12 protein-coding genes are annotated in these 16,633 nt (G+C 71.1%); 4 read left to right on the top strand and 8 right to left on the bottom strand.

Annotated elements, in window-relative coordinates; all coding sequences use genetic code 11:
- Positions 1 to 3: 3 nt before the first annotated feature.
- Positions 4 to 768, bottom strand: coding sequence for a trans-aconitate 2-methyltransferase (locus tag ABT352_RS39630; RefSeq protein WP_350950213.1), 765 nt, complete (start codon positions 766 to 768; stop codon positions 4 to 6).
- Between the two features lie 347 nt (positions 769 to 1,115).
- Between ABT352_RS39630 and ABT352_RS39625 the strand changes: the two genes are divergently transcribed.
- A complete protein-coding gene (locus tag ABT352_RS39625) occupies positions 1,116 to 1,604 on the top strand; it encodes a MarR family winged helix-turn-helix transcriptional regulator (RefSeq protein ID WP_350950227.1) in 489 nt (162 codons plus the stop codon).
- Between the two features lie 250 nt (positions 1,605 to 1,854).
- Here ABT352_RS39625 and ABT352_RS39620 read toward each other — a convergent pair whose 3' ends face one another.
- From ABT352_RS39620 to rsmA, 3 genes are all read right to left on the bottom strand, one after another.
- The gene (locus ABT352_RS39620) at positions 1,855 to 3,666 is read right to left on the bottom strand and encodes an ABC-F family ATP-binding cassette domain-containing protein (protein WP_350950212.1); all 1,812 of its coding nucleotides are present in this window, start codon (positions 3,664 to 3,666) and stop codon (positions 1,855 to 1,857) included.
- 230 nt (positions 3,667 to 3,896) lie between these two features.
- Positions 3,897 to 4,799, bottom strand: coding sequence for a 4-(cytidine 5'-diphospho)-2-C-methyl-D-erythritol kinase (locus tag ABT352_RS39615; protein WP_350950211.1), 903 nt, complete (start codon positions 4,797 to 4,799; stop codon positions 3,897 to 3,899).
- Between the two features lie 90 nt (positions 4,800 to 4,889).
- The gene (gene rsmA, locus ABT352_RS39610; RefSeq protein ID WP_350950210.1) at positions 4,890 to 5,774 is read right to left on the bottom strand and encodes a 16S rRNA (adenine(1518)-N(6)/adenine(1519)-N(6))-dimethyltransferase RsmA; all 885 of its coding nucleotides are present in this window, start codon (positions 5,772 to 5,774) and stop codon (positions 4,890 to 4,892) included.
- 225 nt (positions 5,775 to 5,999) lie between these two features.
- Here rsmA and ABT352_RS39605 point away from each other — a divergent pair, with 225 nt between their 5' ends.
- Positions 6,000 to 8,003, top strand: coding sequence for a protein kinase domain-containing protein (locus ABT352_RS39605; RefSeq protein ID WP_350950209.1), 2,004 nt, complete (start codon positions 6,000 to 6,002; stop codon positions 8,001 to 8,003).
- Positions 8,000 to 9,451 carry an FG-GAP-like repeat-containing protein gene (locus ABT352_RS39600; protein ID WP_350950208.1) on the top strand — a complete coding sequence of 484 codons (1,452 nt, stop codon included), beginning with the start codon at positions 8,000 to 8,002 and terminating at the stop codon, positions 9,449 to 9,451. Before ABT352_RS39605 ends, ABT352_RS39600 begins: the two co-directional genes overlap by 4 nt.
- A 237-nt stretch (positions 9,452 to 9,688) precedes the next feature.
- Here ABT352_RS39600 and ABT352_RS39595 read toward each other — a convergent pair whose 3' ends face one another.
- The 3 genes from ABT352_RS39595 to ABT352_RS39585 form a co-directional block, all read right to left on the bottom strand.
- Entirely contained in the window at positions 9,689 to 10,549 is an 861-nt protein-coding gene (locus ABT352_RS39595) for a TatD family hydrolase (RefSeq protein ID WP_350950207.1), read from the bottom strand.
- A 78-nt stretch (positions 10,550 to 10,627) separates the two neighbouring features.
- Positions 10,628 to 12,409, bottom strand: coding sequence for a methionine--tRNA ligase (metG, locus tag ABT352_RS39590; RefSeq protein ID WP_350950206.1), 1,782 nt, complete (start codon positions 12,407 to 12,409; stop codon positions 10,628 to 10,630).
- A 249-nt stretch (positions 12,410 to 12,658) separates the two neighbouring features.
- A complete protein-coding gene (locus ABT352_RS39585) occupies positions 12,659 to 13,927 on the bottom strand; it encodes a glycosyltransferase (protein ID WP_350950205.1) in 1,269 nt (422 codons plus the stop codon).
- A gap of 194 nt (positions 13,928 to 14,121) precedes the next feature.
- Here ABT352_RS39585 and ABT352_RS39580 point away from each other — a divergent pair, with 194 nt between their 5' ends.
- Positions 14,122 to 15,846, top strand: a complete 1,725-nt coding sequence (locus tag ABT352_RS39580) for a hypothetical protein (RefSeq protein ID WP_350950204.1) — start codon at positions 14,122 to 14,124, stop codon at positions 15,844 to 15,846.
- On the opposite strand, the gene ABT352_RS39575 is transcribed toward ABT352_RS39580, so the two are convergent.
- On the bottom strand, positions 15,794 to 16,633 hold an 840-nt coding region (locus ABT352_RS39575), incomplete at its 5' end, for a dolichyl-phosphate-mannose--protein mannosyltransferase (protein ID WP_502992949.1). The genes ABT352_RS39580 and ABT352_RS39575 overlap by 53 nt on opposite strands.

Here is a 16,633-nt window from a genome sequence, read left to right as displayed (position 1 = left end):
CGATCACTTCTGAGCAACCGCGAAGATCCGGCGGAAGGGGAAGACCGTGCCGTACGGCTCGGGCGGGTATGCCTCGCGGAGGGCGGCGGCGCAGTCGGCGAGGAAGGCGGTGGCCTCGGCGGGATACAGGCGGTCGAGCATGGGACGCAGGGCGGTGCCGGTGATCCAGGTGAGCACGGCGTCGTCACCGGGCAGGACGTGCAGGTAGGTGGTCTCCCAGGCGTCCACCCGGCAGCCGAGGCCGGTGAGCAGGCCGAGGTAGGCGGCCGGGTCGTCGACCGGGGATGGTCTGACCAGGTCGCCCAGCCGGTCGCGCCACGTGGTGCGGCACAGCTCGCGGACCAGGGTGTGGCTGGGGGCGTCGAAGTTGCCGGGGACCTGGAAGGCGAGCCGGCCGCCGGGGGCGAGGGCCTCCACCCAGCGCGGCAGCAGCTCGCGGTGCTCCGGCACCCACTGCAGGACGGCGTTGGACACGATCACGTCGACCGGGCGCTCGGGACGCCACGTCGTGACGTCGTCGACGGAGAAGCTCAGCGAACCGCCCGCGGGGGCCTTCTCGATCATGGCGGGCGAGGAGTCGAACCCGTGGACGCGGGCGTCCGGCCACCGCCTCGCGAGCTCGGCGGTGAGCTCACCGGTGCCGCAGCCCGCGTCGACCACGTAACCGGGGCGCTCCACGGCTATCCTGGAAACAAGATCGAAGAACGGTCGCGAGCGCTCGTCGGCGTAGCGGCCGTAGATCCGGGGATCCCACATATCTCTTGACATCAAGACAAGTGATATCCGGCAAGATATCTCGATGTCAAGACAGATAGAATCGCGCCATGACCCAGCACCACTCGGAGCACGGCTCCGGGCGTCCCTCCTCCGCGAAGGACGAGACCGTCGCGGCCGCCGGGGATCCCGACAAGGATCCCGAACGGGAGCCCGCCCGGAATCATGGCGAGGACCTCGGCCAGGACTCCGGCCGGAGCTCCAGCCGAAGCCTCGACCGGCACTCCGACCAGCACCTCGCACCGCATTCCGACAAGGGCGTCGGCCGGGACCTCGATCAGAATTCCGAGAAGGACCTCGGCAAGGGCCTCAGCCAGGACCTCGACAAGGACGAGGTCGACCTGCTGGTCGCCGCCTGGCGCCAGGAACGCCCCGACCTCGACGTGGAGCCGCTCCAGGTGCTCAGCCGGGTCTCCCGGCTCGCCCGCCACCTCGACCGCGCCCGCCGGGCCTCCTTCGCGGAGCACGACCTGGAGACCTGGGAGTTCGACGTGCTCACCGCCCTGCGCCGGGCCGGGGAGCCGTACGAGATGAGTCCGGGAGCCCTGCTCCGCGCGACGCTGGTGACGTCGGGGACGATGACCAACCGGATCTACCGCCTCGCCGCGGCCGGGCTGGTCAAGCGGCGCCCCGACCCCGAGGACCGGCGCGGCGTCCTGGTCTCCCTGACCGACGCCGGGCGGACGCGGGTGGACGGAGCCTTCGCCGACCTGCTGCGCCGCGAGCGCGATCTCCTGTCGAGCCTGGGAAAGCGCGAACAGCAGGCCCTCGCGGACCTGCTGCGCACGCTACTCATCCCCTTCGACACCACCGACACCGGAGTGCGTTGACAGTTCATGCCCTCCGGTGAAGATCCAAACCTGGGCCTTCCGCATTCCTGGACGGATCCGGAGACCCACGCCCGATCATCCGGACAGCCGAGCCCCCGTCTCATCGGATCCGGAACCACGCCCGATCACCCGGGCGGCCGGCCCCGCCGAGGACACGACCGCCCCACCCCGTCGGAGCGGCGACCATGCCTGATCAGGCGATCGCCCCCGCCGGACACACGACCGCCCCGCCCTGTGGCGAGGACCGCGCCTAATCGCCCAGGCGGTCGGCGAGCTCCAGCCACTCGCCCTCGATCGACTCCTTCTCCGCGAGGATCTCCTTCAGCTGCGCGTCGAGCGAGGCGAGCCGCTCGTAGTCGGCGGCGGCGTCGGCCATGGACGCGTGCAGCTTCGCCTCGCGGCCACTCAGCTTGTCGAGCTGGCGCTCCATCCTGGAGAGTTCCTTGCGGAGGTCGCGCTCGTCCTTCGCCGACAGGCCGGGAGCCGTCTCCTTCGCGCCGGTGGACGAGGTCGCCGAGGCCGTACCCGACACCGCGCCGGAGGCCGCCCGCGCGGACAGGGCCGCCCCCGAGGCCCGGCGGGCCAGGTATTCGTCCACGCCGCCGGGGAGCATCGAGAGCCTGTGGTCGCCGAGCAGGGCGACGGTCCTGTCGGTGACCCGCTCCAGGAAGTAGCGGTCGTGGCTGACCAGGATCAGCGTGCCCGGCCAGCCGTCGAGCAGGTCCTCAAGCTCGTTGAGCGTCTCGATGTCGAGGTCGTTGGTCGGCTCGTCCAGCAGCAGCACGTTGGGGTCGTCCATGAGGAGGCGGAGCAGCTGCAGGCGGCGCCGCTCGCCACCGGACAGGTCGCCGACGACCTTCCACTGCGCGTCGCCCTTGAAGCCGAGGCGCTCAAGCAGCTGGGAGGCGGTCCACTCCTTCTTGCCGACCTGGATGAACTTGCGGACCTCCTCGACGGTCTCCAGCACCCTGCGCGCGGGGTCGAGCTCGCCCAGCTCCTGCGACAGGTGCGCCAGGCGGACCGTCTTGCCGCGTACGAGCCTGCCCGAGTCGGGGTGCACGGTGCCGGCGAGCAGGCGGAGCAGCGACGACTTGCCCGACCCGTTCACGCCGATCAGGCCGATCCGGTCGCCGGGACCGAACTGCCAGGTCGTGTGGTCGAGGACCATCGGGCCCTGGCCGGGGCCTCCGGCGTGCAGGGTGACGTCCTCAAGGTCGTAGACCGTACGGCCCAGCCGGGCGGCGGCGAACTTGACCAGCTCGACGCTCTCCCTGGCGGGAGGCTCGTCGGCGATCAGCGCCTGGGCGGCGTCGATGCGGAACTTGGGCTTGGAGGTGCGCGCGGGCGGGCCCCGGCGGAGCCAGGCGATCTCCTTGCGCATCAGGTTCTGGCGGCGGGCCTCGGCGGAGGCGGCGATCCGGGCGCGCTCGGCCTTGGCCAGCACGTACGCGGCGTAACCGCCCTCGTAGCGTTCGACCGCACCGTCCACGACCTCCCACGTCCTGGTGGAGACCGCGTCCAGGAACCACCGGTCGTGGGTCACCACCACCAGCGCGGTCCTGCGGCCCGCCAGGTGCCTGGCGAGCCAGTCGATCGCCTCGATGTCGAGGTGGTTGGTGGGCTCGTCCAGGATGATCAGGTCGTGCTCGTCGATGAGCAGCTTGGCCAGGGCCGTACGGCGCCGCTCACCACCCGACAGGCTGCCCGCGGGCGCCGTCAGGTCGATGTCGCCGAGCAGGTTGGCGAGGATCTCGCGGATGCCCGCGTCGCCCGCCCACTCGTGCTCGGACCTGCCGCCGAGGACGATCTCGCTCACCGAGCGCGCCGGGTCGAGGTCGTCGCCCTGCGACAGCGACCCCACCTGGAGCCCTCGGTTGTGGGTGACCCGTCCGCTGTTCGGCTTGAGATCGCCGGCTATCACCGAGATGAGGGTGGTCTTGCCGCCGCCGTTGCGGCCGACCACGCCGATGCGGTCGCCCGCCTCGATGCCGAGGGAGACGTCGCTGAGCAGGGGCTTGGGACCGTAGGAGTGGGAGACCGACTCAAGATTGACCAGATTCATCGCCAGACAAGCGTATCCGCTCCCAGCCGGCGCGACCCCCGCGGGGAAAACGGCTCCCGCCCGCACGGCCGTCGCGTAGGCCACGGTGACGGCGGCGTCGTCGGCGTCAGACGGCTTCCGCCCGCGCGACCGTCGCCGAGAGGCGGACCCTGTCCTCGGCTGTCCTCGGCTGCCCTCGGCTGTCGCGCCGCCTTCCTCGACGGTCACGCCGCCTCGGTGACCGGAGGCGGTTACACGATCACGGGGCCCGGAACGGGGCCGTGGGCGGTGATGACGTCGCGCGCCACCCCGGTGTCCTTCAGGGAGGCCGCCAGCTCACCCGCGTGGGACTCGGAACGGGCCAGGAAGGCGCAGGTGGGCCCCGAACCGGAGACCAGCGAGCCGAGGGCGCCGTGCTCGCGGCCGGCCTCCAGGGTGCGGGCCAGGGATCCGCGCAGCATCACGGCGGCGGGCTGCAGGTCGTTGCGTAGCTCGGCGCCGAGGGTCTCCGCGTCCCCCTCACGGAGCGCGGCCAGCAGCGGCTCGGCGGCCCGGGGCCAGGCGACCCGCTCGCCGGTCGCCTCGCGGAGGCGGTCGCACTCGGCGTAGACCGTGGCCGTGGACAGGCCGCCGTCGGCGAGCGCGAACACCCAGTGGAAGTCACCCTCGACCTTCAGCGGGGTGAGCCGCTCGCCCCTGCCGGTGCCGACGGCCGTACCGCCGAGCAGCGCGAACGGGACGTCGCTGCCGATGTCGGCGGCGATCTCCATCAGATCCTCGAGCGGCAGGCCGAGGCCCCACAGCTCGTTGCAGGCGACCAGGGCCGCCGCGGCGTCGGCGCTGCCGCCCGCCATGCCGCCCGCCACCGGGATCGACTTGCGGATGAGCAGGTTCACACCGTACGAGCGGCCCGCGTGCCCGGCCAGCGCGAGGGCGGCTTTGATCGCGAGGTTCTCGCCGTCCTCGGGCACCTGGTCGGCGGACTCGCCCTCCACCCGGACGCTCATCCCCACCTTCGCGGTGGCCGTGACCTCGTCGAAGATCGAGACAGCGTGGAAGACGTTGACGAGGTCGTGGTAGCCGTCATCCCGCAGCGGCCCCACGGCGAGCTGCAGGTTGACCTTCGCGGGCACGCGGACGGTCACGGAGTCCATGTGCCCCCCTCAAGAGCTCGCTCACTGGTCACGACGTCAGATGGTAACGGGCTCCCTGCGCGGTGCACACGAACGGACCGGCGAATCACGTCACGCACCGCTCTCCACCCCGCCTTCCTGTCCGCTTTCCTTCGTACGGTGCTCGGCGATCCGCGCGAAGTCCTCGACGGTGAGCTGCTCGCCGCGTTCCGAGGGGTCGATCCCCGCGGCCCGCAGCGCCCGCTCGGCGGCGGAGGCCGTACCCGCCCACGAGGCGAGGGCGGCGCGCAGGGTCTTGCGGCGCTGGGCGAAGGCGGCGTCCACCACCGCGAAGACCTCCTGGCGGGTCGCCACGGTCGTGGGCGGCTCCCGCCTGACCATCGCGACCAGGCCGGAGTCGACGTTGGGGACCGGCCAGAAGACCGTGCGGCCGACGGGACCCGCCCGGCGGACGTCGGCGTACCAGGCGGCCTTGACCGAGGGGATGCCGTACACCTTGGAACCGGGGGCGGCGGCGAGCCGGTCGGCGACCTCGGCCTGCACCATGATCAGGACCTTGCTCAGCGACGGCTGCGTCTCCAGCAGGTGCAGCACCACCGGCACGGACACGTTGTAGGGGAGGTTCGCCACCAGCGCGGTCGGCCTCTCCGCGGGAAGGTCCGCGGGCAGGACGCGCATGGCGTCGGCGAGCACCACGGTGAGGCGGTCGGCGAGCTCGGGGGCGTGCTCGGCGACGGTGAGCGGCAGCTGGGCCGCGAGGACGGGGTCGATCTCCACGGCGATCACGCGGCGGACCTCGGGAAGCAGCGCGAGCGTGAGCGATCCCAGCCCCGGACCGACCTCGATGACGACGTCGTCCGGCTCAAGCCCGGCCACCCGCACGATCTTGCGGACCGTGCCCCCGTCGATCACGAAGTTCTGGCCGAGCTTCTTCGTGGGACGAATATTGAGCTTGTTCGCCAAAATACGTATTTCCGCTGGGCCGAGAAGGTTCATGCTGGTTCCCCGTACGCCCGCTCACGGCCGGCACCCATCGGCCCGCTGGGGTCTTTGGCTCGTTCGCCGCGATTACTCAAGGTTGTTCTCCCATGCCATCCGACCAGTTTCCCGCACAGAAGGCGATGCGAGGACGTTCGATGAAGCGCGAGAGGTTCCGTTGTGGATAACGTTGCCGTACGGGGGCCCGACGGTGAGAGAGGGAACCTGCCCGGTGAAGAGGACGTGAACCAGCCCGGTGTCGAAGGGCTGCGCCCCGCCGACCCCGAGCGGATCGGGAGTTACCGCCTGCTCGGACGTCTCGGCGAGGGCGGGATGGGAACCGTGTATCTGGCGCTGGCACCGACGGGACGGCCGGTCGCGCTCAAGGTGGTGAAGGCGGAGTTCGCGATCGAGGACGGCTTCGCGGCGAGGTTTCACACGGAGGTCGAGAACGCCCGCAGGGTGGCCTCGTTCTGCACCGCGCAGGTGCTGGACAACGGCAACGACGACGACGGCCGCCCCTACATGGTCACCGAGTACATCGCGGGCACGCCGCTGTCCCGCCAGATCATCGAGCACGGCGCCCTGGAACAGGGAACCCTGCACGGCGTTGCCCTGGGGGTGGCGGCCGCTCTGGCCGCGATCCACGTCGCCGGTCTGGTACACCGGGACCTCAAGCCCGCCAACGTGATCCTGTCCATGTCGGGACCCCGCGTGATCGACTTCGGCATCGCCAGAGCCCTCGACTCCACGCACAGCTTCACCCGCTCGGGCGAGGTGCTCGGCAGCCCCGGCTGGTGGGCCCCCGAGCAGGTGCGCGGCCTGGAGATCACCCCGGCCGCCGACGTCTTCGCCTGGGGCTGCATGGTCGCGTACGCGGGCAACGGCCGCCACCCCTACGGGCGGGGCGACATGATGACCATGGCGACCCGGCTGCTCACCACCCCACCCGACCTGGGCGCGCTTCCCGCCCCGCTGAACGACCTGGTCCGCCGCGCGACCGAGATGGACCCCTACCAGCGACCCAGCGCCCAGGACCTGCTGATCGCCCTGGTCGGCGGCGGGATCGCGGCACCGTCCGCTCCCGCGCCCGTGCGGGCCGACCCGCCCACGCTGATCGCGACCGACCTGCTGAACGAGTCGTGGGAGCCGCCTTCCAACGTGGAACCCGACTCCACCCAGACCCTCAGCGCGCTGAACCTGGGGACGGGGTTCGCCGACCCGGCGACGGCACCGACTCCCATCCCCGGCCCGATTCCCGCCCGGCGTCCCGCGGACCCGTTCCCGGGATCGACCCCGTCCGCCCCCGGCGCGGCTTTTCCCTCGGCGCCCCCGGAGGCACCGGGAGCCTCGGCGTCCGGTCCGTTCACCGCGGCCGGTCCGTCCACGACACCGCCGGCCCCCGGGTCCCGGACGACACCGGCGCCCCGCACGGCGGCGACCGCGTCACCGGACTCCCCGACGGCACCGGAGTCGAATCCGCTCCCGTACCCCATGCGGACCGAGTCCACGACATCACCGTCGCCCTCGTTCACCGGCCCGCTTCAGGCCCGGCCGTCCGGGCCTGAACCGGGCGCCGCACCGGACCGGACGCCGGGACAGGCACCCGCCGTCGCCCTGCCCTCGTCGCCGCCGTCGCCCTCCACCGGCTTCCAGCCCCCACCGGAATCGGGCGAGCCGGACACCGGGCGGTCGGCCCCCCGGCGGCGCTGGTTGTTCGCCGGACTGGCCGTGCTCGCGGCGCTCGCCGTCACGGTCGTCGTCCTGCTGAACACCGGTGGGGGAAACGCGACCAACGGCGCGGGGCAGGCGTCGCCGGGCGCCACCGGCGAGACCGGCGACACCGGTGACCTCGCAGGCACCGGCGACACCGACGTGGGCCGCATGATCACCACCGGCTCCCTCATCGAGGACCCGCGGCTGATCATCCCGCGGACCCCGACCTGCGGGCTCACCTCGTACCGGGGCACCACCCCGGCGCGCGGCCGGTTCTGCACGATCCCGTTCACACTGATCAACGCCGGTGGGGAGTCTGTCCAGCTCGACGGCACCCCGGTCACGCTGGTCGACGATCGCGGCGCGACGCACACCTCCGAGGAGACGTCGACGGCCGTGCCCGCCGCCCTGGCCCCCGGAGCGAAAGTGGACGGCGTCCTCGTCTTCGACCTGCCACCGGCCCGCAAGCCCGCGAAGCTGACCGGTGTGGTGATCAAGGGAGGCAGGAACATCGAGGTGAGGTTGTCGTGAGACTGCTGCTCCCCTTCGCGGCGACGGCCGCGATCGCGCTCGCCTCCACCGGGCTCGCCTCCACCGGGGCCGCCTCCACCGGGGCCGCCGAGGCGCTCACCGCGCCCGGCGGGATCCTCGCGACCGGATCCACCGCCGCCTCGCCCGCCGACTGCGCCGGGGCGGGCGTGAGCGACTTCGACGGCGACGGCCTGGAGGACGTGGCGGTCGGCGATCCGTTCGCCAACCCCGGCGGGCTGGCCGGGGCGGGGGCCGCCCACGTGCTCTTCGGCCGGGGAGAGAGCGGGAAGGTCGTGACCGTCCCCGAGACGAAGGCGGGAGACGGCTTCGGGTGGTCGGTGCGGCTGGCCAAGATCGACGGTGACGGCTGCGCGGACCTGCTCGTCGGCGCCCCGTACGCGGACGTGGCAGGCGTCGAGGACGCGGGCGCGGTCTACGTGGTGTACGGCGGCCCAGGGGGCAGGACAGTCCGCCTGGTCGCTCCCAAGCCGGAGGCCGACGCCCACTTCGGCTGGTCGCTCACCTCCGGCGGGACGATGGTGGCGGTCGGGGCCCCGCACGAGGACGCCGACGGTACGGCCGACTCCGGCGCGGTCTACCTCTTCGACACCGCGACGCTCGGCACGGGCCGGCGGATCTCCCAGGAGACCGAGGGCGTGACGGGCAACGGCGAGGTCGGCGACATGTTCGGCTGGTCACTCGCGATCGGCAGGCTCGGTGGCGCCGCGGACGAGCCGGATCTCGCGGTCGGGGTGCCGTACGAGAACGACGACGGGGCGGGCCGCCAGGTCGACGCGGGCAAACGCGACTCGGGGTCGATCACGGTGATCTACGACGTGCGGGAGCCCAAGGACGAGTACGGGAGCAGGAAGTGGGACCTTCGTGAGGTGGCCAGTTCCGAGACGGGCGACCGGTTCGGCTACGCGATGGCCTACGCCGAGCGGGACGACGTCGGCTACCTCGCGGTGAGCGCACCGCTCGGCGACGGCGGGGCGGTGAAGAACTCCGGCCTCGTCCAGCTGTTCCAGTCATCGGGCACCGAGGCGATCACCCCTCTCGCCACCCTTCACCAGGGTTCGGAAGGGGCTCCGGGCGAGGGCTACGGATTCTCGCTCGCGTTCACCGGCGAGGGAGGCGGAGGGGAGGTCAGGCTCGCGGTCGGCGTACCCTTCGACGCCGACGGCCAGGGGGGCGTGCGTCTGATCACGATGGGCGAACAGGGGCCGGGCAGGCTGATCACCCAGAACGGGGCGGGTGACCACTTCGGCTGGTCGGTCGGGTTCAGCGGAAACAGGCTGGTCGCGGGGGCGCCCGACAGGGGAGGCGCGGGAGCGGTCGTCCTGTTGGGCCGCAACGACACCGAGGGAGTCCCGCTCTCGCCGGGCACCGGCGGGATTCCCGCCCTCGAAGGTGCCGCCTCCGTCGACTTCGGCGCCTCCGTGGGCTGAGACTCCCGGCTCGGACACCCCGTGAGCCGGAAGCAGGCGGGCTCGGGCCCGGCTCCGGCGGCCGGGAGGAACGGGCTCGGGGCCCGTGAGGACCCGGTGCGGACGGGTTCCGGACCCGCCCTCGGCTGGGAACGGACGGGTTCCGGACCCGCGAGGAAGAGCACAAGGGTTACGGGCCCGCCCCGGGCCGGGAAAGGGCAGGTTCCGGACCCGCTGTCGGCGGGGTTCGAACCTTGGTCACCAGGAGCCGAAGACGGTCTCCCCGTTGACGCTGACGGCGGTCGCCAGCTCGGCGAGGTCGGCACCCTTCACCTCGGCGAGGCAGCGCAGCGTGAGCGGTATGAGGTAGGGAGCGTTGGGTTTGCCCCGGTGAGGGGTGGGCGGCAGATAGGGCGCGTCGGTCTCGACGAGGATCAGCTCTCGCGGTGCGACCCGCGCGGCCTCACGGAGGTAGGCCGCGTTCTTGTAGGTCACCGGACCGGAAAAAGACATGAAATATCCGGCATCAACGCACTGCTTCGCCATCCCGGCGTCACCGGAGAAGCTGTGGAACACCACGACCTCGGGAGCGCCCTCCTCGGCCAGCACCCGCAGCACGTCGTCGTGGGCCTCGCGATCGTGGATCACCAGGGCCTTGCCGGTCCGCTTGGCGATCTCGATGTGCGCGCGGAAGCTGGCGTGCTGGTCGTCCTTTGACGCCCAGTCTCGGTAGTAGTCGAGCCCGGTCTCCCCCACCGCCCTGACGTGCGGCAGGCGGGCCAGCCGCTCGATCTCGGCGAGGGTCTCCGGCGTCGAGGCGTGCGCCTCGTTGGGGTGGATGGCCACCCCGGCGTAGACGTCCGCGTGGAGGGCGGCCGTCTCGGCGTTCCAGCGCGAGGACGGCAGGTCGTAGCCGATGGTGACGAGCCGCGTCACGCCGACGGCGCGGGCCTCGTCGAGGATGCCCTCGACGCTCGCCCGAGCCGCCTGCGCGGCCTGGGCCACCGGGTCACCGGAGGACGCCTGGCGGTTGCCCACCATGATGTCCAGGTGGCAGTGGCTGTCGAACACCTCTGTTGGCAGGGGCTTGGGCGCGGCGGGAAGGCTCGGCGTGCTCACGGCGTCCAACCTACCGAGAAGCGGGCACGGCCCGCGCCCACCGAGCGGCCCCTACGGCCCTCGTCCACGAGACCCGCCCTACTCGCCCAGGCGGGCCAGCTCCTCTTCGACGATCTTCGGGTCGAGCTTGACGAAGAGCGGGGTCGGCGGGGCGAGCGGGGAGCCCACCCGGATCGGGGACGACTCCCAGCGCGCGGCGCCCTCGTAGGAGCCGGTGATGATCGGGTAGGTCCGGCCGTCGTCGTCGGTGACCTCGTGGATCTCCGGCATTCCCGACCAGACCCCGGTGCCGCCGAGCATCGCGTAGATCTTGTTGGAGGAGTTGGGCAGGACCGGGGTGAGCAGCGTCTTGGCGTCGTCCACGACCTGCAGGGCGACGTGCAGGATGGTCTTCACCCGCTCGGGGTTGTCCTTGATCTTCCAGGGCTCCTGCTCGGCCAGGTATCGGTTGGCCTCGCGGATGACCTCGAACGCCTCGTTCGTCGCGTTCTTGAAGCGGCAGTGCTGGAACTCGACGGCGACCTTCGGGAAGGCCTCGCGGCTGCGCTCCAGCATCGCGCGGTCGGCGTCGGTGAGGTCGCCCGCCTCGGGGATGACCCCGAAGTTCTTGGCGGCCATCGAGATCGAGCGGTTCACCAGGTTGCCCCAGGCCGCCACCAGCTCGCCGTTGTTGCGGTTGAGGAACTCCGACCAGGTGAAGTCGGTGTCCTGGTTCTCCGGGCCCGCCACGGCGATGTAGTAGCGCAGCGCGTCGGCGTCGTAGCGCTCCAGGAAGTCACGAACGTAGATGACCACCTGACGGGAGGAGGAGAACTTGCGCCCCTCCATCGTGAGGAACTCGCTGGAGACGACCTCGGAGGGAAGGTTCAGCGCGCCGAGCGCACCCGGCTCGCCGTCGCGGGCACCCCGGCCGTTGTAGCCGAGCAGCATCGCCGGCCAGATCTCCGCGTGGAAGACGATGTTGTCCTTGCCCATGAAGTAGTAACTCAGGGCCTCGGGGTCCTGCCACCACCGGCGCCAGGCGTCGGGGTCGCCGGAGCGGCGGGCCCACTCGATGGACGCGCTGAGATAGCCGATCACCGCGTCGAACCAGACGTAGAGCCGCTTGTTGGTCTGGTCGCTCCACCCCTCCAGCGGGATCGGCACGCCCCAGTCGAGGTCGCGGCTGATCGCGCGGGGCTGCATGTCGCCGAGCATGTTGAGGGCGAACTTCAGCACGTTGGGCCGCCAGTCGCCCTCCTTGGAGCGCAGCCACGACGCCAGGACCTCGGCGAACGCGGGAAGGTCGAGCATGAAGTGCTCGGTCTCCACGAAGTCCGGCGTCTCGCCGTTGACCTTGCTCACCGGGTTGATCAGCTGGATCGGGTCGAGCTGGTTGCCGCAGTTGTCGCACTGGTCGCCACGGGCGCTCTCGTAACCGCAGATCGGGCAGGTGCCCTCGATGTAGCGGTCGGGCAGGGTGCGCCCGGTGGAGGGCGAGATGGCGCCCATCGTGGTCTGGGGGAAGATATAGCCGTTGTCGTGGAGTCCCTTGAAGATCTGCTGGGTGACCGCGTAGTGGTTTTCCGTGGTGGTCCGGGTGAACAGGTCGTAGGAGAGCCCCAGGGCCTGGAGGTCCTCGACGATCACCCTGTTGTAGCGGTCGGCGAGCTCGCGGGCGGTGAGGCCCTCCTTGTCGGCCTGAACCTGGATCGGGGTGCCGTGCTCGTCGGTCCCGCTCACCATGAGGACCTTGTTGCCCGCCATCCGCTGGTAGCGGCTGAAGACGTCGGACGGCACGCCGAATCCGGAGACGTGCCCGATGTGGCGGGGGCCGTTGGCATAGGGCCAGGCGACCGCGGTCAGGATGTGCTGGGACATGGTGCAAGCCTAAGGGACGCGGCCGCGGTCCTTGGTGCCGTCATGCCTCTTGGAGGCCTCCGCTTTCCCGAAGTCGCCGCCGCCGCGGAGCCCGCGCCCTCCCGAACCGCCGTGACGTTCGAGACAGCCGCTCCCCCCGAACCGCCATGACGTCCGGGACGGCCGTTCTCCCGGGGCGCCGTGGCGTCCGGGACGGCCACGGCGGCACCGGCGCGGCCGACCCTCACCGGAGGTGTCGGCCGGTTCGGCTCAGGGCAGCCGCGGCGACACCGGGGTGGCACCCTCGGCCGGGGTGGTCGGTTCGCCCGCGGCCGCGCGGCTGACGGCCTCGGCGGCCTCCTCGGCGGCGGAGGCGGCCACGTCGATGGGCGTCTCCCTCGTACGGCGGATGCCCAGGATGCTGATGAACAGCGACGCGAAGATCGTCTGGAAGCTCACGATCAGCGCGGTGGCCGAGGGCACGACGATGCGCAGCGACTCCGAGGGGATCAGCGGGCCGAAGCTGCGCGTCTGCCAGTGGACCAGTGAGGCGACCAGGCCGCCCAGACCCCCCAGGGCGAGCAGGCCGCCGACGATCAGGCCCTTCTCCAGGCTCACGATGTCGACGAGCTTGCGCACCCTCCTGTCTTCGGGAAGGAAGCCCTCCTCCGCCGCGTACACCTTGGTGAACAGGGCGAACAGGGACGCCTGGAAGCCGATCACCACCATGGCCGAGGCGCCGACCAGGGTGTCGACGTCGAAGGCGAGCTTGCCGATGTAGACGGGGCCGAAGGTGAGGGCGGCGCCCGCGACCAGGCCGATCGTCATCATGACCAGGCCGGGGATGAAGAACAGCCAGCGCGGGCTGTAGAGCAGCAGGAAGCGCAGGTGGCGCCAGCCGTCGCGCCAGGAGCGCAGGTGCGGCGGGCGGGAGCGGCCGTCGGGCGACAGCGTGGTGGGCACCTCGCGCACGTCCAGCCCGGACAGCGTCGAGCGGACCACCATCTCGCTGGCGAACTCCATGCCGCCGGTCTGCAGGCCGAGCTTGAGGATGGAGTCGCGCCGGAAGCCGCGCAGGCCGCAGTGGAAGTCGCCGATCGCGCTGGGGAAGAACAGCCGGCCGATGAAGGAGAGCACCGGGTTGCCCAGATAGCGGTGCAGCGGGGGCATGGCGCCCGGCGCGATACCGCCCTTGAAGCGGTTGCCCATCACCAGGTCGGCACCGTCACGGAGCTGCTCGACGAACGGCAGCAGGGCGGTGAAGTCGTAGGAGTCGTCGGCGTCGCCCATGATGACGTAGCGACCGCGCGCCGCGCGGATCCCCCCCATCAGCGCGTTGCCGTACCCCTTCGCGTCGACGTGCACGACGCGGGCCCCGGCCTCCCTGGCGAGTTGCTGTGAGCCGTCCGTGCTGCCGTTGTCGGCGATCAGGACTTCCCCGTCGATTCCGTGCTCCCGCATGCAGGCGAGCGCCTTGCGTACGCAGGTCTCCACGGTCTCCGCCTCGTTCAAGCAAGGCATGACCACGGTCAGTTCCACGTCTCAACCCTTCACTCACGGCACAGGCCAATCTCACCATGATGCCCTCTGCAGTCCCCTGCCCGGGTCAACTCCCTGAAACGACTGGCATCCTGTAGTGCATGGTGACCGTCGCCGACCGCCCTAGCCCGGACGTGCCTCCGCCCGACCGGGTCGCTCGCCTATGGGCGTTTCTCTGTCGGCATCGTGTCTTCGTGGCCGCCCTGGCGCTGGCGTTCGTGCTGCGTGTGGTCACCATGCTCGGGTACGGCCCCGCCCAGTGGTTCAACGACTCCTACGAGTATGTCTCCGGGGCGGTGAACCCCGACCGTCCCAGTGCCCTGAGGCCGAACGGTTACTCCTTTCTGCTCCTGTTGATGCGGCCGCTGCAGAGTTTCGCGCTGGTGGCCTTCGTCCAGCACCTGATGGGCCTGGGCGTCGCGGTGCTGATCTACTCCCTGCTGCGGGTGAGGTTCGGGCTGCCCGGCTGGGGTGCGACGCTCGCCGCGGTGCCGGTGCTGTTCGACGCGTACCAGATCCAGCTCGAACACCTGATCATGTCCGACGCGATGTTCATGCTGCTCGTCGTGGGTGTGATCACGCTGGTGCTCTGGCACCGGCGGATGTCCTGGCGGCTCGGTGCGGTGGTCGGGCTGCTGCTCGCCCTCACCGCGCTCACCCGGTCGATCGGCCTGCCGATCCTCGTGCTGGTCGTGATCTACCTGATGGTGAAGCGCACGGCCTGGAAGACGATCGCGGCCATGGTGGTCGCGTGCGCGCTCCCCGTGACCGGATACATGGCCTGGTTCGCGTCCGCGCACGGCAACTTCGCGATGACCAACAGCGACGGCGCGATCCTCTACATGCGGACGGCGCTGTTCGCCGACTGCCGGAAAATGAAGGTCGATCCTCGCGAGGAGCTGGAGCTGGCGCTGCTGTGCATCAGCGCGCCGCCGGGCCAGCGCGGCTTCTCCGGCCAGAAATACCTCTGGTGGGCGCAGAACGGTCAGCGCTTCCACGCCTTCGGGGTGGGCAGCACGTTCACCCCCGAGACGAACAAGACCGCGGGCGCGTTCGCCCAGCGGGCCATCCTGTCCCAGCCGCTCGACTATCTCAGCCTGGTGGCCGGTGACTTCTTCCGCGCCTTCCACTGGGGCCGGCCGCGTTTCCCCGACTTCAACACCTACCGGCAGTACGAGTTCCTGCCGGAGAACAAGATCCTTCCCGCCTGGTCGTCGTACCGGGGCAGCACCGACACCGACGCGCAGAAGTACGATCCGGGCCTGCGGACGGCGCAGATCCAGGGCAAGCTGCGCGTGATCGGCACCGATGTCACCGATCCGTGGGCCGGTTTCCTGCAGGCGTACCAGCGGGTCGTCCGGCTGCCGGGCATCGTGCTCGGCGGGCTGCTCCTGGTCGGACTGGTCGGGGTGGCGGTGCGCTGGCGGAAGCTGGGCGGGCCGGTGCTGTTGCCGTGGCTCGCCTCGCTCGGCCTCATCCTGGCACCGGCGGCGACGGCCGAGTTCGACTATCGCTACCTGCTGCCCGCGGTTCCGCTGGCGTGCATGGCGGCGGCGATCTCGCTGCGCCACGGGTTCTCGGGACCCGTCACCGCCGCGCCCGCCGCCGTCGCCCCCGGCAGCGTCACCCCCGACGGCGTCACATCCGACGGCGTCACATCCGGCGTCACATCCGGCGCCGCATCGGATGCCCTGGGCGATGCCACCACGGGCGGCGGTGTCACAGGCGGTGTCGCAGACGGTGTCGCAGACGGTGTCGCGAACGGTGTCACAGGCGAGCCGGCCGAGAGCGGTCTCGGTACGGGCGGCCCGGTCACGATCATCCCCGATCCCGCCGCGTTGCCCGGTCCCGTCACACCTGATCCCGTCACACCCAGCTCCGGAACAGCATCCGTGCCCACCACTCGGAGTGCGAAATGAGCTCGGCGCTGAGCACCGGGTAGAGCCATCCGAAGTTGATCAGCGCGAGGAGCGTGAAGGCCCCGACGACCGCGGCCCCCACCGCCCTGCGGTTGGGCGCGGCGTCCGCCTTTCCGATGATCAGCCCGGCGGCCAGGGTGAGCGCGAGGATCATGAAGGGGACCATCGGGATCATGTAGAAGAGATACATGGTCCGGCCGTCGGCGATCGCCCAGTAGAACCAGGGGAGCCAGCCGGCGGCGTAGCCGACGAGCACGGCTCCGGCCCGCCAGTCGCGGGTGGCGACGTACCAGGCGATCATCGCGATGAGAGCGACCAGGCCCCCGTACCAGATGACCGGGGTGCCCACCCCGAGCACCGCCTCGGCGCAGCTGTCGGCGCCGCATCCGGTCTTGTCCGGCGGATAGTGGAACGCCACGGGGCGTAGCAGCAGCGGCCAGGTCCAGGGGTCGGATTCGTAGTTGTGCGGGGTCGCCAGGCCGGTGTGGAAGCCGAGCACCTGGAAGTGGTAGCTCAGCCAGGAGCGCAGCGAGTCGAAGACGAAGAAGGCCGGCCCGTGCGAGGTCGCCTGGACCCAGTTGCGGCCCCAGCCCAGCGGGGAGGCGAACCAGCCCGCCCACGAGACGACGTAGGTGACCGCGGGCAGCAGGCCCATCACCAGCACGACGCCGGTCAGGTCACGGTTCAGCGCTCCGGCGTACGGTCTGCGCAGGCCGATGGCTCGGCGGGCTCCGGCGTCCCACAGCAGTGACATGACCGCGAAGGCGATGAGGAAGAAGACGCCCGA

The sequence above is a fragment of the Streptosporangium sp. NPDC000563 genome (genome assembly GCF_040299985.1).
In the GTDB taxonomy this organism is placed as follows: domain Bacteria; phylum Actinomycetota; class Actinomycetes; order Streptosporangiales; family Streptosporangiaceae; genus Streptosporangium.
Note: the sequence above shows the minus strand (reverse complement) of the source record. Positions and strands in the feature narration are given on the sequence as shown.